The sequence below is a fragment of the Opitutaceae bacterium genome, from assembly GCA_015075305.1.
GTDB lineage: Bacteria > Verrucomicrobiota > Verrucomicrobiia > Opitutales > Opitutaceae > UBA6669.
Genome location: JABTUS010000005.1, coordinates 201,735 through 226,687, shown reverse-complemented (window position 1 = coordinate 226,687; position 24,953 = coordinate 201,735). Strand labels below are relative to the sequence as shown.

At 63.6% G+C, this 24,953-nt stretch carries 18 protein-coding genes and 1 pseudogene; 10 read left to right on the top strand and 9 right to left on the bottom strand.

From position 1 onward, the window contains the following. Positions 1 to 301: 301 nt before the first annotated feature. From HS122_11490 to HS122_11475, 4 genes and pseudogenes are all read right to left on the bottom strand, one after another. The gene (locus tag HS122_11490) at positions 302 to 1,900 is read right to left on the bottom strand and encodes an exosortase/archaeosortase family protein (GenBank protein ID MBE7539023.1); all 1,599 of its coding nucleotides are present in this window, start codon (positions 1,898 to 1,900) and stop codon (positions 302 to 304) included. After that, the gene (locus HS122_11485) at positions 1,897 to 3,405 is read right to left on the bottom strand and encodes a hypothetical protein (GenBank protein MBE7539022.1); all 1,509 of its coding nucleotides are present in this window, start codon (positions 3,403 to 3,405) and stop codon (positions 1,897 to 1,899) included. Before HS122_11485 ends, HS122_11490 begins: the two co-directional genes overlap by 4 nt. 55 nt (positions 3,406 to 3,460) lie before the next feature. Further along, on the bottom strand, positions 3,461 to 4,312 hold the full coding sequence (locus tag HS122_11480; protein MBE7539021.1) for a diaminopimelate epimerase: 852 nt from the start codon (positions 4,310 to 4,312) through the stop codon (positions 3,461 to 3,463). A 177-nt stretch (positions 4,313 to 4,489) separates the two neighbouring features. Next, positions 4,490 to 5,959 (bottom strand): annotated as a pseudogene (locus HS122_11475) (TonB-dependent receptor). A 167-nt stretch (positions 5,960 to 6,126) separates the two neighbouring features. Between HS122_11475 and sppA the strand changes: the two are divergent. After that, a complete protein-coding gene (gene sppA / locus HS122_11470; GenBank protein MBE7539020.1) occupies positions 6,127 to 7,962 on the top strand; it encodes a signal peptide peptidase SppA in 1,836 nt (611 codons plus the stop codon). Positions 7,963 to 7,994: 32 nt separating this feature from the next. Beyond that, the gene (locus HS122_11465; protein ID MBE7539019.1) at positions 7,995 to 8,552 is read left to right on the top strand and encodes a DUF59 domain-containing protein; all 558 of its coding nucleotides are present in this window, start codon (positions 7,995 to 7,997) and stop codon (positions 8,550 to 8,552) included. Positions 8,553 to 8,571: 19 nt separating this feature from the next. Here HS122_11465 and HS122_11460 read toward each other — a convergent pair whose 3' ends face one another. After that, a complete protein-coding gene (locus HS122_11460) occupies positions 8,572 to 9,519 on the bottom strand; it encodes a sugar phosphate isomerase/epimerase (protein ID MBE7539018.1) in 948 nt (315 codons plus the stop codon). A gap of 167 nt (positions 9,520 to 9,686) precedes the next feature. Here HS122_11460 and HS122_11455 point away from each other — a divergent pair, with 167 nt between their 5' ends. Next, positions 9,687 to 11,786, top strand: a complete 2,100-nt coding sequence (locus HS122_11455) for a glycosyltransferase family 39 protein (protein ID MBE7539017.1) — start codon at positions 9,687 to 9,689, stop codon at positions 11,784 to 11,786. 771 nt (positions 11,787 to 12,557) lie between these two features. Here HS122_11455 and HS122_11450 read toward each other — a convergent pair. From HS122_11450 to ltrA, 3 genes are all read right to left on the bottom strand, one after another. Beyond that, positions 12,558 to 12,956: a type II toxin-antitoxin system VapC family toxin gene (locus tag HS122_11450; GenBank protein MBE7539016.1), complete on the bottom strand. Its 399-nt coding sequence runs from the start codon at positions 12,954 to 12,956 to the stop codon at positions 12,558 to 12,560. Then, positions 12,940 to 13,158 carry a hypothetical protein gene (locus tag HS122_11445; GenBank protein ID MBE7539015.1) on the bottom strand — a complete coding sequence of 73 codons (219 nt, stop codon included), beginning with the start codon at positions 13,156 to 13,158 and terminating at the stop codon, positions 12,940 to 12,942. Before HS122_11445 ends, HS122_11450 begins: the two co-directional genes overlap by 17 nt. 252 nt (positions 13,159 to 13,410) lie before the next feature. Next, complete coding sequence (ltrA, locus tag HS122_11440) at positions 13,411 to 14,748, bottom strand: group II intron reverse transcriptase/maturase (GenBank protein MBE7539014.1); 1,338 nt, start codon at positions 14,746 to 14,748, stop codon at positions 13,411 to 13,413. Between the two features lie 888 nt (positions 14,749 to 15,636). Here ltrA and HS122_11435 point away from each other — a divergent pair. The 4 genes from HS122_11435 to HS122_11420 are packed head-to-tail and all read left to right on the top strand — an operon-like array spanning position 15,637 to position 19,724. Then, entirely contained in the window at positions 15,637 to 15,819 is a 183-nt protein-coding gene (locus HS122_11435) for a hypothetical protein (GenBank protein MBE7539013.1), read from the top strand. Between the two features lie 30 nt (positions 15,820 to 15,849). Then, complete coding sequence (locus tag HS122_11430; protein MBE7539012.1) at positions 15,850 to 16,050, top strand: hypothetical protein; 201 nt, start codon at positions 15,850 to 15,852, stop codon at positions 16,048 to 16,050. A 48-nt stretch (positions 16,051 to 16,098) separates the two neighbouring features. After that, the gene (locus tag HS122_11425; protein ID MBE7539011.1) at positions 16,099 to 18,831 is read left to right on the top strand and encodes a DEAD/DEAH box helicase; all 2,733 of its coding nucleotides are present in this window, start codon (positions 16,099 to 16,101) and stop codon (positions 18,829 to 18,831) included. Between the two features lie 5 nt (positions 18,832 to 18,836). Beyond that, positions 18,837 to 19,724 carry an SWIM zinc finger family protein gene (locus HS122_11420; GenBank protein MBE7539010.1) on the top strand — a complete coding sequence of 296 codons (888 nt, stop codon included), beginning with the start codon at positions 18,837 to 18,839 and terminating at the stop codon, positions 19,722 to 19,724. Between the two features lie 147 nt (positions 19,725 to 19,871). On the opposite strand, the gene HS122_11415 is transcribed toward HS122_11420, so the two are convergent. Further along, positions 19,872 to 20,099 (bottom strand): DUF3185 family protein, encoded by a 228-nt coding sequence (locus tag HS122_11415; GenBank protein ID MBE7539009.1) that lies wholly within the window; start codon positions 20,097 to 20,099, stop codon positions 19,872 to 19,874. 221 nt (positions 20,100 to 20,320) lie between these two features. Between HS122_11415 and HS122_11410 the strand changes: the two genes are divergently transcribed. Genes HS122_11410 through HS122_11400 form a run of 3 tightly spaced genes read left to right on the top strand, consistent with a single transcriptional unit; the run spans position 20,321 to position 24,872 of the window. Continuing rightward, entirely contained in the window at positions 20,321 to 22,834 is a 2,514-nt protein-coding gene (locus HS122_11410; protein MBE7539008.1) for a hypothetical protein, read from the top strand. Beyond that, entirely contained in the window at positions 22,831 to 23,769 is a 939-nt protein-coding gene (locus tag HS122_11405) for a DUF4159 domain-containing protein (GenBank protein MBE7539007.1), read from the top strand. The genes HS122_11410 and HS122_11405 overlap by 4 nt, the downstream gene beginning before the upstream one ends. A 53-nt stretch (positions 23,770 to 23,822) precedes the next feature. Then, positions 23,823 to 24,872, top strand: coding sequence for an AAA family ATPase (locus tag HS122_11400; protein MBE7539006.1), 1,050 nt, complete (start codon positions 23,823 to 23,825; stop codon positions 24,870 to 24,872). Positions 24,873 to 24,953 lie beyond the last annotated feature (81 nt).

The following is a 24,953-nucleotide window of genomic DNA, read 5'->3' as shown; positions in this document are numbered from 1 at the left end:
TTCCACGATGATTCGATGGACTGTTTGCGGGTGTTGTCCTCTGTTTTCCGACCTTCGACATCTCCTATGCTCCGCGTCTCATGCGACTCTGCGTGAAAACTGTCCCGCGAAGTTTCGCGACGCACGCCCCCCGGTCACGACAAAGCGTGCCCCTCCAGGATGGGTTGAAAGTCCACTCCGTTGGTGGGGTTCCCTGGTCACGACGGAGCGCGCCCCTCCAGTTGCTGGAAGAAATCACCGGGGCCTGCTGTTAAGCTGCGAGTCCCGGTCCCGCGGGTCGACAATTCTGGGTGCGCAAGCCTCAGAGTCCATAGGGCCGCAGCCGATGAACGATGTCCGCGACCAGAGGCTCGGCGGCGAGCGCGGGCCAGGCGGCGTTGCTTGAGAAGCGGATGAAGAGTTGCGACGACTCGCTCTGCACGCCGTGACGGAGGATCAATCGCGCAAGCTTGAGGGGGGAAAAGGGATCGGTGTCGGTCACGGGCTGCCCGTCATGGAGGTGCCAGAACCAGACATGCTGCACCGTGGCACCCTGCTGGAAGGTCCGGTATTCGGCGGAAGGCAGGGCGTGGCTGCCGACGCTGACGGGCGCCCGCGAGGCGCGTTCCTCGAGCGATTTCCATCCGGCGCCCGGCCAGCAGGCGTCCGGTGTGTGCGATGCCACCAGGCTGACGGACGCCTGATGCGGCGCCCAATAGGCGAGATAGATCGTGAGTCGCTCAATGCCGCTGGCGGTCTCCCGCAGATAGGTGCGCTGCGCAAGGTTGTTGGTCTGGAGCGTGGAGGAAAACCGGTAGAGATCCTCCGTGGTCTCAACCTTCCATCCCGGATAGGCGGACGGCAGAATCGTAGCCAGATCGGGCGCAGGCTGGCGGGTGGTTGCGGCAGGCTGCGTTTTCAGGACGAAAAAGAGCAGCGAAACCGCCGCGAGCGCGGTGCCTGCGAGGAGCACGCGCGGAAGCGCGGTCGATGGCGGATTGCCCGCGGAAACATTCGGACAGGAGAGCGGGGGGCGTCGTCCAAGGCCTCGCGCAATGAGCGCCAGCAGGAATGCGCAGACCAGCAGTCCCGCATAACCGGAAAGGGTGTGAATCGCTCCGCCGATGTCGACCCCGCGCTCGGCGGCCAGGGTAAGTCCGAGCGAGCGGATGAAGTTCATGCCGAGCGCGAGCGGCACCGACACCAGAACGAGCACGATCCTGGCCAGGGGACGGCTGACGAGTGTGCCCGAGAAGAAAAGCGCCGCGACGACGCAGGAAATGAGACTGCGGATGCCGCTGCAGGCATCCTCGATTCCCACGCGCGCGCCGGCCAGCTCAATGATGTTTCCACTCTGCCTCGCGGGAATGCCAAGGACATGAAGTGCACCGATGACCCCGCGGGTGACCGCGAGTTGTAGCGCAAGCGTCAGCCGTGAGTAGGTTCCTGGTGGGAACGGCGAACTCAGGATCGGCACGAGGCAGGCGACAAAGGCGGGCCAGGCGAATGGCAGCACTCGCCACTCGTCGCGCGCGCACACCACCCAGATCGCGATCAAGAGCAGGCTCAGGGCTGCGCCGATCAGAAACAGTGTGAGATCGTTGGACCAGGAAAGCGCCGCCGCCATCAGGCCCGCGAACAGGAAAATCGCCAGCGATGCAGCGAGCAGAGTGACCAGCGCAACCGCATTGGCTCCCGATGAAAGGTAGCCGGCGTAGGTCTGCGTGCGCGCCTCGCGAAGCAGGATCGCCATGAGGAGCGGACTGACGAGCCCGTGCGAAAGGTCGGGATTGCGAAACCACTCAGGCACCATGAATACGATCCACGCCAGCAGGAGGACGCAGACCAATGCCAGCGCCAGGGCGAGACTGGAGGATCGGGGAAACGCGGTCCGGCCCGCCTCTGCGGCGCGCCTGCTCATGGTGCGCCCTTCCCTGCGGCCTCGCGTTTCGCTCCCGCACGCTCATACAGGGCATATACCACCTCAAGCGGCAGGGACTGGAGTCGCGAGAGGCAGGTTGTCAGCCTCTGATCCTCCGCATTGCCTTGGAAAAAATGCTCGATGCTGTCGAGGAAGTTGAGCGGGGATCCGGAGATCTGTCGAAGCACTTCGGCAAACACCTGGGTGCGGGTTGAATCGCTGGAGATCGCCGCCAGGCAGAACAATCCGGCATAGGCGCCGAAGTTTTCGGAAGAAACGGCGAGCGGGCGTTTTTCCAAAAGGGCGAGGTAGTCCTGTATCAGGCTGGCTTCGGGAAAACGGATCAGATTGGCAGTGGCAAACTCGACGACCGCAAGGGACGTCCCCGGCTTCAGCAGCCGCTCGATTTCGCCCCGGCGTCCCTCGGTGTCGCCGACGGCGGCCAGCGCGCCGAGCCTGAGGGATGCGCGGGACCGCTCGTCGAGGCTGTCGCCATGCGCGCTGAGTAGACCAAGCGCATCCCTCCCGTGGCGGAGTCGAATCAGGGCATCGATGCGATGGAAGAGCGCGAGAGGGGTCGGCGTCGCTGCCGGGTCAATGCTGAGGAGCGAAGTCACCGCCTTCCCGCGATCGGGCGACTGCAAGCGTTGCTCGAGGGCGAGGATATCCCGCACTTCCGGCGCGAAACCGCTCGAGCGTTCCATCGCTTTTTCGATGAGTCGGGCATCCGGCATGCGGTGCGAGGCAAACAGCAGGGCGTAGAGCCAGGCTGCGGTCGACGATGAGCTCGCTGTGAGCTGCTCGACGGAGAGTTGGGCGATGGATTCGAAGTCGCCCCGGTTGAGCAGAATCCGGTACCAGCGCTGGGCCGTTTCCGTGCGGCGCTCCGGGTGCGAGCGCAGGAGTTTAAGATAGATCTGGTTCGACAGCGTGGGCTGGGACGCCTGCCAGATCCAGGCGAGCAGCGCGCCCGCCTCGTAGTTCTCCGGCGAGCGCTCGTAGGCGAGCGACAACGCCAGCACCGCTTCATTGAGTCGCCCGTCGGCGTAGGCCTCGCGTCCCTTGTTGAAGAACAGCCGCGCCTGGATCTCGGGAAAATGCGCCCAGCGCGAGGGCAGGGCCACGGTGGCGAATGTGAGTTCGTACCCACGCTGCTTCAGAAAAAGGAAGGCGAGCGTGGCGATCAGCAGGTACGCTCCCAGGGATCCTAGTCCAAGAAACGCCACCGCCCGCAGCCAGAAGGGCCTGACGTTGTCCGCGGAAACCGAGCAGGTGGGCGCGCCACCCGGCGATTGCACGAGCAGCGGGCACACGTGGCGGAAACGGCGCGGCTTTCTCCATTGGAGGCAGGCATCGCACCCGGTTTCAAAGGCGCGGCCCGAATCGCTGGGGTTCTGACAAGGCGCCTGCCCCCGCGCACCGCGGAGGCGGAACAGGGATTTTCGGGTATTCCAGTAAAGCAGTGACCCGATCGATCGGAGAAAATCAGCGAACCAGCCGGACACCCCGGCAGGCTACCCCGGCGACGATTCCGTGCAACGGGAATTGCAGGCACCTGCTTCAGACCGTCACGTCGAAGAGCTCGCCGTGCAGGGAGCCGTCGGCGACCTTGTTGACGGTGCCGGTCATCCGGATCGCGAAGTCCGGGGCGATTTCGATGTCGAGGGTTCCGCCCGGCATGTGCACCGTGACCCGCTCATCGATCAGGTCCATCCGGCGGGCGACCGCGGCGGCGGCGCTGGAGCTGCTGCCCGAGGCCAGGGTGTAGCCGGCGCCGCGCTCCCAGATTTCGATGCGGATGTTCCGGCGGTCGAGCAGTTGCAGGAACTGCACGTTGGTCTTGCGCGGGAATGACGGATGGACCTCCAGATCCGGGCCGTAGCGACGCGCCAGATCCGCGGACACTTCGGGAAGCGGGATAACGCAGTGGGGATTGCCGATGGTCGCGGCGCAGAATGTGAATTCCCGATCCTGGATCCGAACGCGTTCGTTGATCACTTCGCGCTCGGGACCGGTTACGGGGATTCTGCCGCTCGAAAAGCTGACCCGACCCATGTCGATGGTGATGAGCCTGCCGGAGTCCTTGAGCTCCGAGCGGACCCGCCCCCCGGGCGTCTCCACGGTGAACACGGGGCTTCTGACCAGACCCTGGTCCGAAAGGTAGCGTGAAAAAATCCGCAGACCGTTGCCGGATTTTTCGGCCTCCGAGCCGTCGGGGTTGAAAATGCGGAGACCGAAATCGCTGTCGCGCGAGGGCAGGGGGCCCCAGAGAATGCCGTCGGAACCGACCCCGAAATTGCGGTGACAAAGGACGCGAATCTGCGCGGTTGAGGGCTCCCGCCAGGCCGGGAAGTCCGCCGGATTCAGCACCAGGTAGTCATTTCCGAGGGCGTGGTACTTGGCGAAGCGCATGACTTCGTGTCCTAAAGAACGCCTTGCCTGCGGAGTAAAGCCTGTTCTGCGCGCGGCGCCCGGCCCGACTTAAACGCGTCGGTCGACTGACCTTCAGACCAGTCCCGCGAGAGGGTCTGACACGTCGACACCCGCGGTGCGCCGGGTTCCGTCGGGCTCCGCCGGCGCTGCGCCTGTGTAGCCGAAAAGCCGGCGCTTCTTGATCGCCATCGCGACCGGCTCGGGGACCAGGCGCTCCCAGGAGTGGTCGTTGTCCTTGATGCGCTGGAGCACGTCGCGCGAAAAAATGTTCAGGATGCTTGGATCGAAGCCGACAATGCTGTCGATGTAGTGGTTTTCCAGCAGGTGGGCGTACAAGTTGCGCAGGCGATCCGCGACCTGGAGGTTCTTCGCCGTGATGAGCACGCCGGAGGAAAAGGCATTGGGGGCGGTTGAAATCTGGGCGCCAGTCTTCTCCTGCACGGAGGCGATGTAGTGCTCATAGGCGCTCTGGTGCATCGGGTAAATGTAGAGCTTGACCGAGTTTCGGAACAGGCGGCCGAACGCCTCCAGGATTCCGCCCTCGAGGCCCTCGTAGTACTTTTCGTTGAACACCTCGAGGAGGTTGTTGATGCCCATCGGCACGCCGATCATCTCCTTGGTGTAGCGCCGGAAGTAGGAGGTGAGGCGGTAGTACTCGGGGTAGTTCGAAATCAGCACCGTCAGGCCAATGTCGGCGAGCAGATCGACGCGCGACAGAAAATCCGGCGCGTCGATGTCCCCGCCGGCAAGGAGATTGTTCATGGTGATCTCCATGAGCACGACGGTGTCCTTGCCCTTGACGAGAGGCTCCTGCACAAACTGTGCGCAGGCGCAGTTGAGCATGTCGACATTGACATGGGTGACGGGACGGAAGCTGCCGCGCTCAACGAGGATCGCCTTCTTGTAGAGCACCTCCGATGGCTGGAGAACATCGCCGCCGGGACCGAACATCACGGCGTTGGTGAGCCCGAACTCCACGAGGTGCAGAGAGGTCAGCCGGTTGTCGACATGCGCGAAGGCCGGGCCGCTGAACTTGAGCATGTCGACCTCGATGCGATCCTGACCGACATTGTCGCTGAGCGAGCGGATCAGCTTCTTGAGATCATCGCGGTAGAAGAAGGCGCCGTAGATGAGGTTCACGCCGACGATGCCGAGGGCCTGCTGCTGAAGGACGTTCTCCTTGTCCCACATGCGCACATGCATGAGAATGTCGCTCGGCTCGGAGTTGGGCTCCGTTTGAAACCGAATGCCCATCCATCCATGGCACTCGTTGTTCCCCTTGAAACTCTTCGCGGCAACGGTGTCGGCAAAGGTGAAGAACGTGGTCTTTTCACCCCGCTGTGCTGAGAGCCTTTCGCGCAGCAGGTCAAACTCGTGCTCAAGCATGAGGCCCAGGCGCTCCCGCGAAACATATCGCGCGGACTTGCCGTATATGGCGTCGCTGAACGTCATGTCATAGGCCGAGATGGTCTTCGCGATCGTGCCCGCCGCGCCCCCGGCCTGGAAGAAGACGCGTGCAACTTCCTGCCCTGCACCGATTTCAGCAAATGTTCCATACTTCGCGTCGTCGAGATTAACGGTCAGCGCCTTTCGATTCGTTGTCAGCAGTTCCTTTTGGTCGCTCATGGGCACGGGTGAATTATCGACACAATAGCATGAAAGCTGATGGCTGTGAAGGCCCTGCATCAGGTGCGGGCGGCCGAAGGGCCGGGAACGCGCGGCGCGCGCCGACGCGGGGGGCGGCCAAAATTTTTCCCTAGCTCAAACCCGCGGCCCCGGTAACGTGGCCGCATATGAAAACTTTCTTTGCCTCCATGCTCGGCACGATGGCGGCCCTGTTTGTCTTCGTCCTTTTCGTGGTTGTCGCCGCCTTCGGTTTCGTGGGTTTCGTCGCAATGGCGACTTCGGGCTCGAAGCCGGTGACGGTGGAGAACGGTTCGTACCTCGTTTTCGACCTGAACGCCGACATTTCCGACGCACCGCCCCAGGTCAATCCGCTGGAGGTCTTCACCTCCATGGAGCAGCCGGACCGCCCGAAGGCGCTGCAGTTGAGGACGGTCACGCGGTCGCTGCGCGCGGCGGCGAAGGACGCGAGGATCCGCGGCATGCTGATCACGGGCCGCATGGTGCCCAATGACTACGGATCAAGCCTGGCCGCGTTGAAGGAGGTCCGCGAAGCGATCGAAGCCTTTCGCAAGAGTGGAAAATCCGTTGTCGCTTACTTGAGCGACGCCGGCACGCGCGAAATCTACCTGACGTCGGTCGCATCGGAAATCATTCTCGATCCCTACGGTCAGGTCGCGCTTCCGGGTCTCGCGAGCGAGCCCATGTTTTTCGCCGGCGCGCTTGAGAAGCTCGGCGTTGGCGTGCAGGTCGCGCGCGTCGGCAAGTACAAGTCTGCCGTGGAGCCGTTCCTGCGGGAGAACCTGAGCCCGGAGAACCGGGAGCAGCTTCAGAAGCTGCTCGACGATCTCTGGTCGACGGTGCGCGGCTCGATCGCGACGGCGCGGGAGATGGATCCGGCCGCGCTGCAGGCGCTGGTTGACACCGAGGGCAACGTCCGCCCCGCGAAGGCGCTCGCCGCAAAACTCGTGGATCGTGTGGCCTACCGCGATGAAGTGATCAGCGAACTCAAGCGAAACACTGGCCAGGACATCTCCAAGGAATCTTTCAAACAGACCGCCCTGACCGCCTACGTGCGGACCCTGCCGCCGGAACCCATCGCGGCCGCCGCTGGAAAGTCCGGCTCGACAACCGCAAAGCGCGGAAAAATCGCGGTGGTCTATGCCGAGGGCGCGATTGTCGATGGCGAGGGGCGCCATGGCGAGGTTGGCGGCACAAGTTTCGCCCGGGAGCTGAGGCGTCTGCGCCAGGACTCCGGCGTTTCCGCGGTGGTGATTCGCGTCAACAGCCCCGGTGGATCCGCAACCGCATCAGAGCACATCCTTCGCGAAGTGCGGCTGACGCGCGAGGTGAAGCCTGTCGTGGTCTCCATGGGTGGCTACGCCGCGTCGGGCGGCTACTGGATATCGACTTTCGGCGACCGCATCTTTGCGGAGGACGCCACGATCACGGGATCGATCGGCGTGTTCTCCGTTCTCATCGACGTGCAGAAACTCGCGACGAATCTGGGCGTGACCTTTGACGTCGTGAAGACCGGACACTTCGCCGACCTGGGCACGATTTCGCGTCCAAAAACCCCCGAGGAACTGGCGCTGTTTCAACGCGACGCCGACTGGATCTACGGCGAGTTCCTGGCCCGCGTGGGCGAGGCTCGCAAGCTGTCGCCGGAACGCGTGAAGGAGATCGCCCAGGGGCGCGTGTGGTCGGGAACTGACGGCTTGAAGGTTGGGCTCGTGGACGAGATCGGCGGGCTGGATGCAGCCATCGCGTATGCGGCGGAAAAGGCGGACCTGGGAGACAACTTCAGCGTCGTGGAGTATCCGCGGGCGAAGTCCTTTCAGGACACGGTGCGCGAATTGGTTGAGGGCATGCAGAGCTCCGCGTCAAAGCCCGGCCTGCTCGGCATGATCACCGAACGCTTCCGCGAGCAGGCGGCGACGGTCGCTCAGTTCAACGATCCCCGGCACCTCTATGCGCGCCTTCCGCTTGAGATAGTCGTGCAATAGCACAGAGTTCACCAACGCCGTTCCCTTTCGCCATGCCTTCCCGCAACGAGTACACACTCTCCCGCGACGTCACCGCCACATTGATACCGGCCGGTGATGAGGTCGTGCTGCCCAAGGGCACGCAGGTGTTCATTACGCAGGCGCTCGGCGGCAATGTCACCGTGCGTACGGAGAGAGGTTTGTATCGGATTTCTGGTGACGACGTCGGTGCGATCGAAGGCTACGCCGGGAATGCCGCCGGTGCGGCCGCCGCCGCGTCGACGGGACCGGGCGGTGCATTCAGCGAGGAGATGGTCTGGGATGTCCTGCGCACCTGTTTCGATCCGGAGATTCCGGTGAACATTGTCGACCTCGGCCTGGTGTATGACGTCGCGGTCGAGGACCGCGCGGAGGGCGGCCGAGCGGTCGAGGTGAAAATGACGCTGACGGCGCAGGGCTGCGGGATGGGCCCGGTGATTGCCGAGGATGCGCGCGCGAAGGTGGCGGCGCTCCCCGAGGTGAAAAGCGCGCGCGTGCACATCGTGTGGGATCCGGTGTGGACCCCGCAGATGATCACGCCTGCGGGCCGGAACGCGCTGGGACTGGAGTAGTGCGCCGCGCGGGGCAGGCTCAGGCGGCCAGCCATTCTTTCAGGACACGCAGATCCCTGCGCATCATGGCGGTCATCTCGGACTCGCTGGTCCAGTGGTATTCGTGGTGCTGGGAAACGGGTCCGCGGTAGCTCGTTTTCCTGAGCGACTCGAAATAGCTGCGGTTCACCATGCCATCGCCAAGCGGGCACCAGGCCGCCTGCCATCCCTTCTCGGATTTCTTCCAGAAGAAATCCTTGATGTACACCGCCGTCAGATGCGACTCCACGAGTTTCGCCTGAATGGGCCAGTCCGTGCCGCCCTCGACTGTCGCGTGGCCGATGTCGAAGCAGAAGCCCATGTGGCGGGGATCGAGGTCCTTGATGGCGGAATAAATGTCCCACACGGGCGCGCCCATGTAATTGCGCCCGGAGTGATTCTGGTAGCCCGCCTGGATGCCGAGTTCGCCGCAGGCCGCCGCGATGTCGCGCAGCGCCGCCGCGGCTTCTCCGATCTGGTCCGCGGGCGATCGGGAGAGGTCGTACTTGTAGTAGCCCAGCCGGATGCGCCGGACGCCCGATTTCGACAGGGCGCGAAGCGTCGACTCCGCAAATTTCTGATCGATGCGCGTGATGTCGGTTGTCGCCAGGTACATTTCCCGTCCGCGCTGCTTGAGCGCCTGGACGTAGGCCGGAAGAAGATCGGCGGCTTTTTCTGGTTCAATCTGCCCCTTCGGACGCACCGGACACTCGATGCCGTCCCAGCCGATGGACTCGACAAATTCCGCCGTCGCTTCCGCATTCAAGTGCTGAAACGGCTTGGAAAAAACGCTGATAGGCCAGGTCGTGCGCGCGGGGGTGACGGCCGCATGAGCCGTCGGGGTGGTCACTTTTCCCGCGAGGCTGAGGGCGGAGGCGGCGAGTGTGGTTTCGAGGAGAAAGTGTCGCCGGGAAATTGACGGCGGGGAGGAACGGCTGGGTGCGGACATGCTTTCACGCTGAGATTGCCGGACCATGGACTAAAGATGAAAATTTCGACCGGACGGAGGGATGACTTGTCATCACCGGGTTTGAGCCGAAATACTGAAGCGATGTTCACAAGGATGCGCCCTGCTTTGTTTTCGAGCGCCGCACCCACACCCCCTTCCCCGGCTAGATGACAATATCCCGCAATACCGCCCGGTCGCTGCTCGTTTTTCTTCCGGCTGTCCTCTTCGCGCTGCTCAGCAATTACTGCTTTACGGGAGAATTCATCACCCGGTTTAACGATACCGCTGGCGATGTCTGGGGCAGGCAGCAGATAGCGGGATCGGTGTTTTTGATTCTGGCGTTGGGAGCGAGTTACTGGGCGTTCAAACGGCAGGAGAATTTTCCGCTGCCATCACCCGGCGTTTCGGCGGCGTCCGCGCCGTCCTCGTCGCAGACGGAAGCTGTGAACCTTCGTTCATTTCTGCCGGCGCTGCTCGCGTATCTTCTCTCGGGCGTGGTCTATGTGCTGATGGGGGAGACCAGTGTCGTGCGCTGGACCTGGCTGCTCAGCATTGTGCTGCTGCTGGTTCCGTTGTGGCGACAGTTCAGCCTGAAGCCGCTGCGCTCGATCGCGGCGTGGGAGTACCTGCTCCTCGTAATCATTGTGTTCCTGGCGTTCATGCTTCGGTACAATGACATCGACAAGCTTCCGCTCCATGTGGACAACGATGTCGCGATCATGGGGCTGCGGTCGCGTCGCCTGATCGAGAACGGCGACTGGCGCTGGGTCGGGATGGCGAAGACGGTGCATTCGCTTTCGGAGCACCAGTTCATCGCCTGGTCGATGCGCCTGTTCGGGGTGTCGCTGACTGGGCTGAGCATGTTCAGCATCCTCGCGGGGAGCGCGACGTGCATCGTTGTGTACGCCTACGGGCGCATCCTCTTCAACCGCTGGGTGGGGCTGCTTGCGGCGGCGTTTCTCGCGTTCAACTATGTGCACATCCATTTTTCCCGCCAGGTGTTCGGGCCCCTGGCGACCTTGTTCGTGGCGGCGGCGGGGCTGTTTCTCGTGCACGGGCTGCGCAGCGGGCGGCTGCTGAGCTTCGCGCTCGGCGGTGTCGCGATCGGGGCCGGACTGCTCGACTACTATTCGGCGCGCATCGGCCCGCTGCTGGTTGTCGGGCTGTTTGCGCTGTGGTGGCTGCAGCGCGGGAGGCAGACGCAGGTGGGTTATGGGCACTGGGCGGTTGCGGTGCTCGGGGTGCTGGTGGTGTTCGGGCCGAACCTGATCTATGGGATCATTGAATTCGCGCAGTTCAGGGGGCGGGGTCAGGACGTGGTCCTGTGGACCGATCCGGCCTGGGCGCATCTCACGCAGAAGTACAACAGCCAGGGCAATGCCATGGTGGTGATCTGGGAGCAGATCAAACGCACCCTGCTGGCTCCGTTTTATTTTCCGGATGAGAGCACGATCTGTCACTTGCGGAAACCGATGCTCGGAGCGTTTACGGCGCTCAGCTTCATTTTCGGACTCGGCTTCTGCCTGAGGCGCGGCCTGCGGTTCTCGCATGCGTTTCTGCTGCTTTGGGTGGGCGCGACGTTTTTGTTCGGCGGCATGCTGACGATCGATCCGCCCTTCTGGCCGCACCTCAACATCGCGGTCCCCGGCATGGCGATCGTGGCGGCGATCGGCATCGAGCGACTGGTGCGCCGGGTTGCGATAGAGTCGGGTGGGGTCATTGAAAAGCTGCTGCCGGCGGGACTGGCGGCGGCGGTGCTGTTTTCAGGCGTGCACGACTGGGAGGTGTATTATCGCTTCGCCCGCGATCATGCGGCGGGACGCGTCATCGCGATGCGCCAGATACGCAGTTTTTCAAAGGAGTTCCGCGTTTACCTGATCAGTCCGGATTACAAGTGGGAGCAGGAGACGTTTCAGTTCTTCGCGCCGCAGATTGACGGAAGGAACTTGAGTGAGCAGGACCTGCTGAAGGCGATCCCCCCGATCGAGAAACCGACGGTCTTCATGGTTTTCGAGGGGACGAGTCCGGAGGTCCTGAAGAAGCTGAACGCCACGTTCCCCTATGCGCGACGCGAGGCGTTCTGGGACGGGTGGGGCTGGCCCGTGTTGACGCAGGTGGAGGTTTTCCCGCCCCATTACACCTACGCCCCCCAGCGCTTCCGACCACCGGAAAAGTACTACGTCGATTTCACCGGCTGGAGACTCATCGCACTCTTTCTCGTCCTCGCGATCGCGCTCGGAGCGCTCCTGATCGAGAAGGAGAAATAGACGCGGTTGGCTGGCCGCGTAAAATCACGGGAACACTCCACCGTGTTCATCCCCCACCAGTTTTCCCTCCCTGGAGGGGCACGCTCCGTCGTGACCAGGGAACGTGCGTCGCATTGCAACGCCGGGTTGTTCGATCCAAACAAGCCAGGGGAGAACCACGGATTGAACCGGATGTGAACCGGATGGGATGGATTGGAGTGGGGGTGAGGTGAGGTGTTGAATGCGGAATGGCTGGCGTTGAAGAGCTGCGGGCGTCCCCGGGTCATGACAAAGCATGCCCCTCCAGTGGGGGTGGGATGCAAGCATTGGTGAATGGGCGGGCCAGTTTTTGGCGTAACGGCGCGTTGGATCGCCCCTTCAGGGCTCAAGGATGCGACTTCCCATCGAATCCCACGGCGTTGCCATGGGCTGTCGTGGGTTGCGCCGTTGGCGCGGAAATCGGGGCAGGGGTCAGCGGTCGGAGATCAGCCAAAACCGTGGCTCGGGCTTCCAGCCCGCAGTCATCCGCCAAGACATCAATTGGAAACCAGACCTCTCGTATCCACCACAATCACACATTCGCAACGCCCGATCCCGTCCTGCTGTAGAACGCCGGAAGGGTCTCACGCAAAGTCGCGAAGCCGCGAAGGAAGAGCGAGAAAAAGGGCAGTCGGGTGGGAACAGTGAGCGCTGAAGGCGCGAGACATGGCAGCCCAAGGCAACGCCTTGGGATCCCCGGTCATCCGACAATCCGAGCCCTGAAAGGGCGATCTAAAGCGCGGTTGTCGCGCACTAGGACCAGTCGAGCACATCCAAGCCGGGCACGCGCGTGAAGTGTTTGTCGCGCGTCGCCAGCGGCAGGCCGCGTTCGGCTGCAAGGGCGGCGATCCAAATGTCGTTTTCCGGCAATGGCGTGCCGGCAGTGCGCAATGCGGCCTTGAGGCGTCCATATTCCGCGGCAGTGCGCAGCGTGGGCAAGAGCACCGTTGAGCCCAGCATGAAAGTGCGTATTGCCTCGCGCTGCCGCTCCGGAGGCGAGGCAAGATTCGCGCCGTATTCCAATTCCCCGAACACGACGAGCGGCACAAACAGTTCGCCTGCACCGTGGAGCCGCTCCTTCACGCCTGGAATGCGGCGCAAGACCGCCACCACTACCGAAGTGTCAAGCAGTACATCACCAGTCGCGGGCATCGATCTTTTCGCAGCCTTCTTCGATGACATGCTGCAACTCGGCGCCTTCCCGATCGGTCAGCATGCCTGCGCTGCGCTCAAGCGCAGCGAATCGCTCCTCGCGAGTTGCCTCACGCAAGCGATGAATAAGAGCCGCAGCCTCCTCCAATTTTGGCGGAGGTAGCATGCGCAATTCTTTCACGATGCTTTCCAATGAGCTCATGTCAGGGACAGTACGTTTCTAACCGGATCTCTGCAAGCTCAGTCAAGGGCGCTTTGGAGCGAGTGAGAGGGATTGGTCACAAGACATGAGATTGGCAGAGCAAAGGCTTTCATCAGAAGTCAGAAGCCAGATGCCTGACTTCCGATCTCCGACCTCCAACTGATAGAGGTAGGAATGGCGTGGTTAGCGCCACTCCTCCCTCCGAACCGGACGGGCGGATCTCCCGCATCCGGCTCTCCAGTCAGTGGTTTCTCAGCGAGACTGACCGTAGGTACAAGAACCGTGCTTCAGACTGAACAATCCTTGTGCCGCAAACCAGCGGTTTGGCCATTGGGTATGATCGTTACGGCTAAACCCGAAGGCGGGGCGTTTCTCCCGTTTTCGCAGCATCGCGCGCAGGCGACGCCGCAGCCAGCCGTCCATGTCACTAAGACCGGACGGCAGGCTGTCATGGAAGTAACCGTGCCAGCCCCGCAGGATGGGGTTCACCTTGGCGATGATTTCGCCGAGGCTTCGCCCATTGGCGCGCCGCGTGAGCGGACGCAGCTTGTCATGCAGTTTCTGCACGCTTTTCTTCCGGGGCCATTTCTTGGCCCCGCGGAAGTGCCAGCCCAGAAAGTCGAAGCCTTCGGTTGCGACGTTGACGATGCGGGTCTTGGTCGGGTGCAGGGTCAGCCCCGCTCCCGTGGTCCATTCGCGCAGCCACGCCAGCACGCTTTCAGCTTCCTCCCTGGTCGGGCACAGCACGACAAAGTCATCCGCGTATCGCACCATTGCCCACCCTCGCCGGACCATTTCGTGGTCGAGCGGGTTGAGGTACAGGTTCGACAACATCGGACTGATCACGGCCCCTTGCGGAGTCCCGCGCTCGGTCGGCTGCCAGCCCTTGAGTTCCTCCAGCACTCCGGCTTTCAGGCTCTGGGAGATCAACGTCAGGACGCTGCCGTCCACGATGCGTTGTTCGAGCAGCGCCATCAACCGGTCGTGCGGAATCGTATCGAAGTAACTCTTGAGATCGACGTCCACGCACCAGCCGCGTCCCTCGCTCAGGAGTTCCTGCACGCGTCCCACCGCATCGCGGCATCCACGTCCGGGCCTGAACCCGTAGCTGTGCTCGGCAAAGTCGCGCTCGAATATGGGTTCGAGCACGTGCCGCAGCGCCGCTTCCACGGTCCGGTCCCGCACCGCTGGAATGCCCAGCGGGCGTTGTTCGGTCGTGCCGGGTTTCGGTATCCAGACGCGTCGCGCCGGTTGGCGGCGGTAGCGTCTACCCTGCAGTTCTTCGCGCAGCCGGGCCAGTTCGGCTTCGGCTTTGGCTTCAAACTGCCCTGTCGTTTGGCCGTCGACTCCGGGGGCACCCGCGTTGCGCCAGACCGACCGGAAGGCCGCCTGAAGATTGCGCGCGTCGAGCACCTTGTCCCAGAGCCGGAACCACTTCGTTGCCGGCTCGCTTTGTTCGAGCCGGGTCAGCATGCGTTCGGTCCACACCGTGCGTTCCACCCACGGCCAGCGCTCGCGGATGTCTGCGGCTTGCTGAGGCGGGGTCACCCCCGCCACTGGCGCCGCTCGGTTTTCACCGTCGTTCGTCATGGACTTCACGCCTCCACCTTCCTGCGTCCCTTCGCTCCCCGGGCATTACCCCGCTTCATCGCTACTATGAACGCTCTGACTTCCGCCGGGCGGCTCTTCGGGCGTCTCCGCCCTGAACACCGTTCCGATCCCGGCGGTTCTCCCTGTTTACTTCGTCCCCACTTCCAACCCTTCTGTCCCCAACCACAACGCCGCCCCGACCACCGCATTTGCGCTCGTTCACGCTTTTCTTCTGACGGTGGCCGCAAGCCAGAGGACCCTGCGCCATTGCTGGCGCACAGGGAGTTGTTCCCACCTGGGTCATGGCAGGAGCTTCGCCTTACCCTCGCGAGCTCGCTGGTCGACGTAGCCGAATCGGGTTCACCTTGCATCATGTGTCATGTTACTTGTTACGGACGGGTTGTTCACCTCCGGCAGCTCTCCACCCCGTGTTGCCACGACGCAGTAGCCTTCGGTTGCAGGCGGGTGAACGTTCCGCCTGACGGGGACTTGCACCCCGCTGTGTGGACGCCCTCACAGGCGCACGAGGGGCACGCTCCGTCGTGACCAGGGATCGCACGTCGCAGGACAACGCCGGGTTGTTCGATCCAGACAAACCAGCAGAGAACCACGGATGGAGCCGGATTCGAACCGGATGGGACGGGTTGGGATGGGGGCGAGGTTGAGGCGTTGCATGCGGAATGTCCGGCGTTGTGGAGCTGCGGGCGTTCCCGGGTCATGACAAAGCATGTCCCTCCAACGGAGGTGGGATGAATCCAGTGAGCACACCTCATTTGGGGCGTGCGCCCCAGGTTCAACTTCAATACAATCACAGCCGTGAAAGTGAATCAGACCCCGGCGAAAAGGCTTTCGCATTCAATTCGGTTCGGCGGGTTGTGGGCTGCTTTCATGCCTGCTGTTGTGGGTGTCGCCGTGGCCGCGACAACTGAGGATCGAATGATGGTGGTATCCACGGACATAACCAAGGAGGGCAGAAGGATCGCTCCGCCCACGGCGGAACGTCCGGCCTACTACGTTCCGGTGAGTCTGGGTTATTCGGAAACCGGAAACGTCGCCCAGCATTGCCAATAGAAACCGCCGGAAGAGCCCATCCTGCGCGGGGTGGTCGAGGCGTTGGCCAAACAGCACTATCTGATCGCGTCACCTAACTTTCCACCAACGCTGACCATCGTCGTCGAATGGGGCACCATCACCCCGGTCTACCACGGAAGACCGGTGCTGAACGCCTGGGAGGTCCGTGCCCGGGTTGTTGGCGATCAGGACACCTCCGGGGTGTTTTCCAACAGCGGCATTTGCTCATGACTGAGTGAATGGGGCGGGAAGATATCGGGCCGGAACGCCGTTGACAGACTGGCGTGTGGCAAAAAACAAGAGGATGTGCCGTTTTCGTTTTCTCCGCAGGGTCGTCTTCACCTGGATCCCTTCTCATCCCTCTCTGCGGATGTGGAAGCCCGCGCGGCAGGTTTCCTGCGACAGGCCGCGGAGCGATCCTCCGCCCACCTGCTGCTGAGCCTGGCGACAGACACCCTCGATACCGCACTGCCGCCAATAGCGGCGTTTTGGCGCGAGTTCGGACGACGCTACCTCACGCGACTGTGCCACACGCCCGAGCTGCCCCCGGATGGCACGGGAATCGAAGTTCCGCCTGAGGACGAACTCACCGCCCTCACCGGCGCCGTGCCGCCCATGCCGGGCGCGGAGTACGTATCCCCCGATGCGCTCCTCAGGCTCTGGCGTGAACTCGACACGCTTGCGCAATCGGAAATCCGCTCTTGTGCCGGCGGCCCCCAGGCTTGGCTGAAAGCACGCAACCCCGTCTGGCAGGTGGTCGGACGGGTGACGTTTCACCTGGCTGAAAACAAGAAGAATCCGGACCGCCCGTTTGCGTTCCTCGCCACCTATGCGCACCGCGTGTCCGACGATGCCAGACCGCAATACCTGCCGCTCGGCCGCGCGCTCCAGGAGTATGCCGGTGCGCGCAATCGCAGCGCCCTGCTGGCGCTGCTTGCGCCGGTGCAGCGCGCCGCGGAGAAAAGCGCGCTCGCCCGCGAACTGGTGGATTCGCAGCGGGTTTTTCAACCGCAGGCCTGGCTGCCGCGCGAAGCGCATCGGTTTCTGCGCGACATCCCGCTTTTCGAGGAGGCCGGGCTGCTCGTGCGCATCCCCGACTGGTGGAGGCCGGGACACCCCCCGCGCCCCACGGTGAGCGTCACCGTCGGCGGACGCAAAGCCGCGGGACTCGGGCTCAACGCCCTGCTCGATTTCAACGTTGCGCTGACCTTGGACGGTGAGGCCCTGACACCCGAGGAGTGGGAACGGATCGTCAGCGCCGATGCCGGGCTCGCCCTGATCAAAGGCAAATGGGTCGAGGTGGACCGGGAAAAACTCCGGGCCGTGCTCGATCATTGGAGGAGCCTCGATGCGGTTCGGAAAAACGAGGGCGTTTCGTTTGCCGAGGCGCTGAGGCTGCTCAGCGGCGCGCAGCCCGGCGCCGAGGCGGGTGAAGACGCGGACAGTGATGTCCGCGCGTGGTCGAGCGTGCGGGCCGGCGACTGGCTGGAAAGCGTCCTCGCCGAACTGCGTCAGCCCGCGGCGACAGCCGCCGCAGCCTCCCCTCCCGGCCTGAGGGCCACGCTGCGGCCCTATCAGGCGACAGGCGTGCACTGGCTGCATTTCCTTCGCAAGCTCAAGCTCGGAGCCTGCCTGGCGGATGACATGGGACTCGGTAAAACCGTGCAGGTTCTGGCCGCGGTTCTGCAGGCGCGAGCCGAGCAGCCCGGCGCTGCTCCCGTGCTGCTGGTGCTGCCAGCTTCGCTTATGGGCAACTGGCTCGCGGAGGCCGCGCGGTTTGCGCCGACACTGCGGCTTCTTGCCGTGCATCCGTCCGAAACGGAAGCCGATGCACTGGCGGAGGCCGCCCGGGATCCCGCGACCGCGCTGGCCGGCATCGATATCGTGATCACGACCTACGGCCTGCTGACGAGACTGGACTGGCTGCGCCGGCAGGAATGGAGTCTCGCGATCCTCGACGAGGCGCAGGCGATCAAGAACCCCGGCGCCCGCCAGACGCGCGCGGTCAAGGAACTCAAGGCGTCCGTGCGCATCGCGCTCACCGGCACACCTGTCGAAAACAGTCTCGGCGACCTCTGGTCGCTCTTCGATTTCCTGAATCCCGGCCTGCTGGGCAGCGCGCGCAATTTTACGCGCTACACCAAACGCCTGGCGCAAAGCACCGAGCCGGGCGCCTTCGCCCCGTTGCGGCAGCTCGTGCGACCCTACATCCTGCGCCGGCTCAAATCCGACCGTTCCGTCATCGCCGATCTGCCGGACAAGACCGAGATGCACGCCTTGTGCTCCCTCACGAAGCGGCAGGCCGCGCTCTACGAGCAGGCCGTGGACGAACTCGCGGAGCGGATCGCCAACGTCGATGGCATTGAACGCCGTGGAGTCGTGCTGGCCGCGCTGATGCGTCTCAAGCAGCTCTGCAATCACCCGGCCCAGTGGCTCGGGGGCGGCGATTTCAATCCGGCGGACAGCGGAAAATTCCAGCGCCTCGCCGAACTCGCCACCGAGATCGCCTCGCGTCAGGAAAAGGTGCTCGTGTTCACCCAGTTTCGGGAGATGACCAGGCCGCTCCAACATTTCCTGACGACGCTTTTCCAGCGCCCAGGCCTCGTCCTGCACGGCGGCACCCGGGTGGCGGAGCGGCGCGGTCTCGTCGAGCGATTCCAGCGCGAGGATGGACCGCCGTTCTTCATTCTGTCGCTCAAGGCCGGCGGCACCGGGCTCAACCTGACCGAAGCCGGACACGTCATCCACTTCGACCGATGGTGGAATCCTGCGGTCGAAAATCAGGCGACTGACCGCGCCTATCGCATCGGACAGAGGAAGAACGTGCTCGTCCACAAGTTCGTCTGCCGTGGCACGGTCGAGGAAAAGATCGACCGGCTGATCGCCGACAAGCAGGCGCTGGCGGCCGATGTGCTGAGCGACGGCGGTGAGCTTTCACTGACAGAGATGGGCAACGCTGAGCTGCTGAAATTCGTCTCGCTTGACCTGCGGGCAGCTGTTCAGGATGCGTGACTACTATGAGTTGGGAATGGGGCTACCGTCCCTATGTCAGTGTCGCCGAACGCCGGGCCAAAGCCGAACGGCATGCGCGTACGCGCTTGAAAAAAGGGGAGCGGCTCGCTCCGGTGAGAATCGAAGGGCGCACCATCGCGCGCACCTTCTGGGGACAGGCATGGTGCCGGCATCTTGAATCCTTCAGCGACTACGCCAACCGCCTGCCACGCGGCCGAACCTACGTGCGCAACGGCTCGGTGCTCGATCTGCAGATCGAGCCGGGAAAAATCAAGGCGCAGATCATGGGCTCCAGGCTCTATCATGGAACCGTGACCATCGCCCCGCTCGCACCGGCGCAATGGAAGGCGATCAAGGCCGAATGCGCCGGTAGGATCGACTCGCTGGTCGGACTGCTGCAGGGGCGCCTTTCGGACGCGGTCATGCGTGTGATCACGGACCGGGAGAAGGGGTTGTTCCCGCAGCCCTCGGAAATCAAGCTCGCCTGCAGTTGCCCGGACTGGGCGGATCTGTGCAAACACCTCGCCGCGGTGCTCTACGGCGTGGGTGCGCGCCTCGACACCCATCCGGAGCTGCTCTTCCTGCTGCGCGGGGTCGACCACCTTGAACTCATTGGCGCGGCGGCGGATTCCCCGGCTCTGACCCAGGCCGGGACGGACGACGGAGCGATGGCCGCGGACCAGTTGTCGGACGTTTTCGGCATCGACATCGAGCCGGTTGCCAAGGTCGCTGCGCCCTCAGAGCCCGCGTCCGCAAAACGAAAACCGGCCACGACTGCCGGCCCTGCGGGGGCGACCAAGTCGAGCCGCCGGAAGTCAGCAGCACCGCGCGCCGTGAAGAAAAAAGGCGGATCCGGAAAAAAAACGGTCCGAGGCCGGAAGGCGTCCGGATGACGCAGACATCGCCGCCTCAAAAAGAAAGGCGTCGGCGTGACTCGCGCGTGGATCACAAGCGGGCCCGCCGGGCTCTCTCGCGCTCGATTGCCTCAATCAGGAATCCTTGATGGGCAAAGGGCGCGGAGAGTCTTCCAGCCAGGCAAATCAGGCTGCGGAGCGCTTCATGGCCACGCCAATGCCGACCAGGGCGATCACGCCGCCGGCGACCATGTAGACCATGTGTTTTGGCGTGCGGGTGCCGCCGTCGACAGCGTTGGCGACTTTCGCACTGGCTTCTGCTGCGGCACCGGCCATGGAATCCTTCTGGGACCAGCCCTTGTAGAAGAGGAATGCGCCGACAACGATCAAAACGATACCAATAATCTTGTTCATATAATTTGGGTTTCTTGTTGACTGAACGACTGACGGGGACGGCGGGAAAGTTGCCGGGCTGTCGAGAGCTTGGCAATGGCGTTTCTCGGGGTGGGACAATAGGGCTTTCAGGCGTGCGCGACGTCGCTTGCAAAGGCCGGGAGGCCGCATAACCCTGAGGCATGAGAGGGCAACAGTGCGCAGGCGCGATAGTGAATCGTTGCAGGCCTTTGATGGTCGCCATGTTCATCGCATTGCTGGCTAATGTCCTCCCGGGCGCGGAGTCGTGGGAGGATGCGAGGGGGCTGCTGCTCAAAGGAGAATACGCGGAAGTCATACGTGTTTCCACCCATGCCTGCGAGGCCAAGGACGCGGGCGAGGATTGGCCACTCGTCCTTGCTGATGCGTTGATGGCGACGGGGCGTTATGCGGATGCGGAGTCGGCGCTGCATCAGGCGATGCTGAAGGAAACCCAGAGCATCCGTTTGCGCTGGAAGGCAAGGGAGGTCGCGCTGGCTCTCGGCCAGACCGGAGCGGCGAGCACCCTGCTCACTGAAATGGCGGAGCGCGTGGTGCGTCGCCGGGGGGCTTTTCGCTCGCCTGCGGAAATCGTCGCATTCGGCCGGATGGCGCTGGTCATGGGTGCGGACCCGAAGGACGTGCTGGAGCGTCTCTATGCGGAAGCGCAGAAGAACGACCCGACGCTGCGCGATGTCTATCTCGCCCGCGGCGAACTGGCGCTTGAGAAACACGATTTCCCTCTCGCGGCAAAGGCGTTCAGCGAGGGACTCGAAAAACATCCGGCGGATCCCGACCTGCTGTATGGCGCAGCCCGCGCCTTTGAGGATGGTGATAGGAAAGCGATGCTGGCGGCGCTCGAGTCCGCACTGCACGCGAATCCGCGGCATGTGCCGAGTCTGATCCTGCAGGTGGATCACGAGGTTGATGCGGAAAACTATGCCGGCGCCGAGGAGATCCTGAAGATCTGCGACTCCATTCACACCGCTCATCCCGATGTGGCGGCCTATCGCGCGGTGCTCGCGCAGCTCGCGAACCAGTCCGCCGCCGCTGAAATGGCCCGCTCCGCGGGTCTCACCCTTTGGGCGGAGAATCCGCGCGTCGATTATCTGATCGGAAAAAAGCTGTCGCAGAAGTATCGCTTTGCCGAGGGAGCCGCCGCGCAGCGGCGCGCGCTTGCGTTTGACCCCGACTACCTGCCGGCCAAGGCGCAGCTCGCGAGCGACCTGCTGCGGCTGGGTGATGAGAAGGAGGGGTGGGCGCTTGCGCAGGAAGTGCACAAGAAGGACGGCTATGATGTGGAGGCGTTCAATCTCGTCACTTTGCGCGACACCCTTGCGAAGTATGCCGTGACCGAGAACCCGCATTTCATCGTCAGAATGACGGCGAAGGAGAGCGCGGTGTACGGGCCGCGCGTGCTGGCGCTGCTGACTCGGGCGCGCGAGCATCTCGCCGCCCGCTACGGAGTCGAGCTGTCCGAACCGACGCGCGTGGACGTCTTTGGCGACCAGAAGGATTTTGCCGTACGCACCTTCGGCATGCCGGATGTGCAGGGGTTTCTAGGCGTCTGCTTCGGGCGGGTGATCACGGCCAACAGTCCGGTCGCCCTGGGGGGAAAGGGGACCAACTGGGAGTCGGTGCTCTGGCACGAGTTCTGCCACGTCGTGACCCTGCAGTTCACGCGCAACCGGATGCCACGGTGGCTGAGCGAGGGCATTTCGGTTTACGAGGAGAGCCAGGCGGATCCCGCGTGGGGCATGCCCATGACGCCGCGTTTCAGGCAGATGATCCGCGACGGCAAACTCACGCCCGTGGAGAAACTCAGCTCCGTCTTCCTGACGGCGCCGAATCCAGAGGCGGTGCAGTTCGCCTATTTCCAGTCGTCGCTGGTCGTGGAGTTCATTGTCGAGCAATACGGGCTCGACGCCATGAAGGGGATTCTGCGGTCCCTGCGCGACGGCGTCGACAGCCTCGAAGCCATCCAGCGGCATGCGGCCTCGCTGAAGGAACTCGACAAGGCGTTTGTCGTTTTTGCCCAGCGCAAGGCCAATGGGTTCGCGAGTGATGCCGCGATGGAGAAGCCGCCCGCGCAGCTGCTGGCTCCGGGGTCGGAGGATGCGCTTGCCGCCTGGGTCGGGAAGCACCCGGGCAATTTCTGGGGCGCGCTTGCGATGGCCCGGCGGATGGCGAAACAGGAAAAGTGGCAGGAGCTTGTGCCGCTGATGGTTGAACACATCCGCCGGTTCCCGGCGCATGCGGAAGGCGACAGCGCGTACGCCTATCTCGCGGCGGCGTACCGGAATCTGGACAAGCCGGCCGAGGAGGAGCAGGTGCTGACGGCCTGGACGGCGGCCAATGACGAAACCACGGATGCGTTCCTGCGTCTCATGACTCTGGCCGAGAAGCGCGACGACTGGGCCGCGGTGGCGCGGAATGCGGAGCGCTTCCTCGCGGTCAACCCGATGGTCGCCACCCCCTATGAATCCCTTGCCCGCGCGGAGACGCACCTGAAGCATCCGGCTGCGGCGATTGAGGCGTGCTCGACCCTGCTTGCGCTCGGTCCTTCAAACCCGTCGGACGTGCATTTCCAACTGGCCGGGCTCCTCTTCAGCGTGGGTGACCCGGCGGCGCGCACCCAGGTGCTTGCCGCGCTGGAGGACGCGCCCCGCCACCGCGCGGCGCTGGCGCTTCTGCTGAAGATGCACGAGGCGCGTCCTCCGGTTCCGCTGTCGCCATGAACCCGTCGGAGAGCGCGCCAGCGGGCAGGCGTGTATCGAATAATCGGATACAAGGCGTCGCTCCGTCGCTCCGGCGCGCGGTGATTCCCGGATTCGTGCTAGTGCTTCTTTCCCCGGCGGCGGCGTCAGGGCTGCGGGCGCAGGGCTGGTGGGGGGAGGGCGGGCAGGTGGGCGAGGAGGTTCGCACCGCACGCGAGATTCCCTCGCACAGCACCGACACGCCGAACTGGGAGAATCCGCGGCGCTTCAGGCACGACGTCTTCACGTTCGTGCGCATCCGGTACGACCGCGGCAACTTCGGCTACGGGCGTTCGCGCGGAGGATGGCGCACGGATCTGCCGGACAGTGATCTCAACCTTTCCTACCGCCTTCAGCAGATGACCTCGGTCAAGGTCGATCCCGACGGCCGCATCATCCGCCTCACCGATCCGGAGCTGGCCGACTACCCCTTCATCTACATCGTGGAGCCGGGGGGGCTTTATCTCAATGAGAGCGAGGTGCGGGCGCTCAGGAAGTATCTGCTGAACGGAGGATTCCTCATGCTCGACGACTTCTGGGGCGAGCGCGAATGGGCCAGCATGGAGCACGAGCTCAGGAAGGTGTTTCCGGATCGTTCGTTCACCGACATTCCGCTCAGCCACCCGGTCTACCACTGCGTCTTCGAGATCAAGTCCAAGGCGCAGGTGCCCAACATCTACACCGGCGTGCAGAGCCAGGTCACGGGCGTGACCTGGGAGCGCGAGGATGCGCAGGTGGTTCACCATCGCGGGCTCTTCGATGACAAGGGAAGGCTGATGGCGATAGCGACGCACAACACCGACAATGGCGACGGCTGGGAGCGCGAGGGGGAGAACGACTACTATTTTCACACGTTTTCCGAGAAGATCGCCTATCCGCTTGGAATAAACATCATCTTCTATGCAATGACCCACTGAACCGGATCGCCGGGCCGCCCCTTTTTCCGCTCATCCCTTCCGAACCCTTGACCATGTCCGAGAATCCCTCAGAAGCAGCATCCGCTGAAACTCCGCCGCCACTGCCCGCCGATCGCTTTGCCGTCGAACGCGAATCCGCAAAACGACTCCGCGAGGGGCGTGCGCGCATTGAGTCCGAGCTGGCGAAGGTCATCGTCGGCCAGGGCGCGATCATCGAGCAGATCCTGATCGCGCTGCTCGCGGGCGGGCACTGCCTCATCACGGGAGCGCCGGGCCTGGCGAAGACCCTGCTGGTGAAATCGATCGCGCGGATCTTCCGCCTGGATTTCCAGCGGATCCAGTTCACGCCCGACCTCATGCCGGCTGATGTGACGGGCACGGAGATCCTCCAGGATGTGCTCGGCGAAAGAAAGATCGCGTTCGTCCGCGGGCCGGTTTTCGCGAACATGGTGCTGGCGGATGAAATCAACCGCACCCCGCCGAAAACGCAGGCCGCACTGCTGGAAGCCATGCAGGAGCATCAGGTGACGGCCGGTGGCGTGCGTCATCCGCTGCCGGAGCCATTTTTTGTTCTGGCGACGCAGAACCCGATCGAGATGGAGGGCACGTATCCGCTGCCCGAGGCGCAGCTCGACCGGTTCATGTTCAACGTCGTGGTGGACTACCTGCCCGAGGATGAGGAGGTGGAGGTGGTGACGCGCACCACGCGGGCCGAAGGAGAAGCGATTGAACCCCTGTTCGATGGCGCGGACGTGCTCGGTTTTCACGCGCTTGTCCGCACGGTGCCGGTCGCGGATGAGATGGTGCGTTACGCGGTGCGCCTGGCCGCCTCCTCGCGTCCGCGGCAGGCGGGAGCTCCGGACTTCGTCAAGAACTGGGTGAACTGGGGCGCGGGTACGCGCGCCGCGCAGTTCCTGATCCTCGGAGCCAAGGCCAGGGCGCTCCTGCACGGCCGGTCGCATGTGGGCGTCGACGACATCCAGGCGCTAGCCACCCCGACGCTGCGCCACCGCATCCTGCTCAACTATCGGGCGGAGGCGGACGGCGTGCGCATCGAAGACATCGTCGCCAGGCTGGTCGCTGCGCAGGCCGCGCCGGTTTGAAGCGACTGATTCCACCACCGCATGCCAGTCAACACGGCCACAGCCCAATCCACAGGCACCCGCCAGGCGACAACGCCGCCG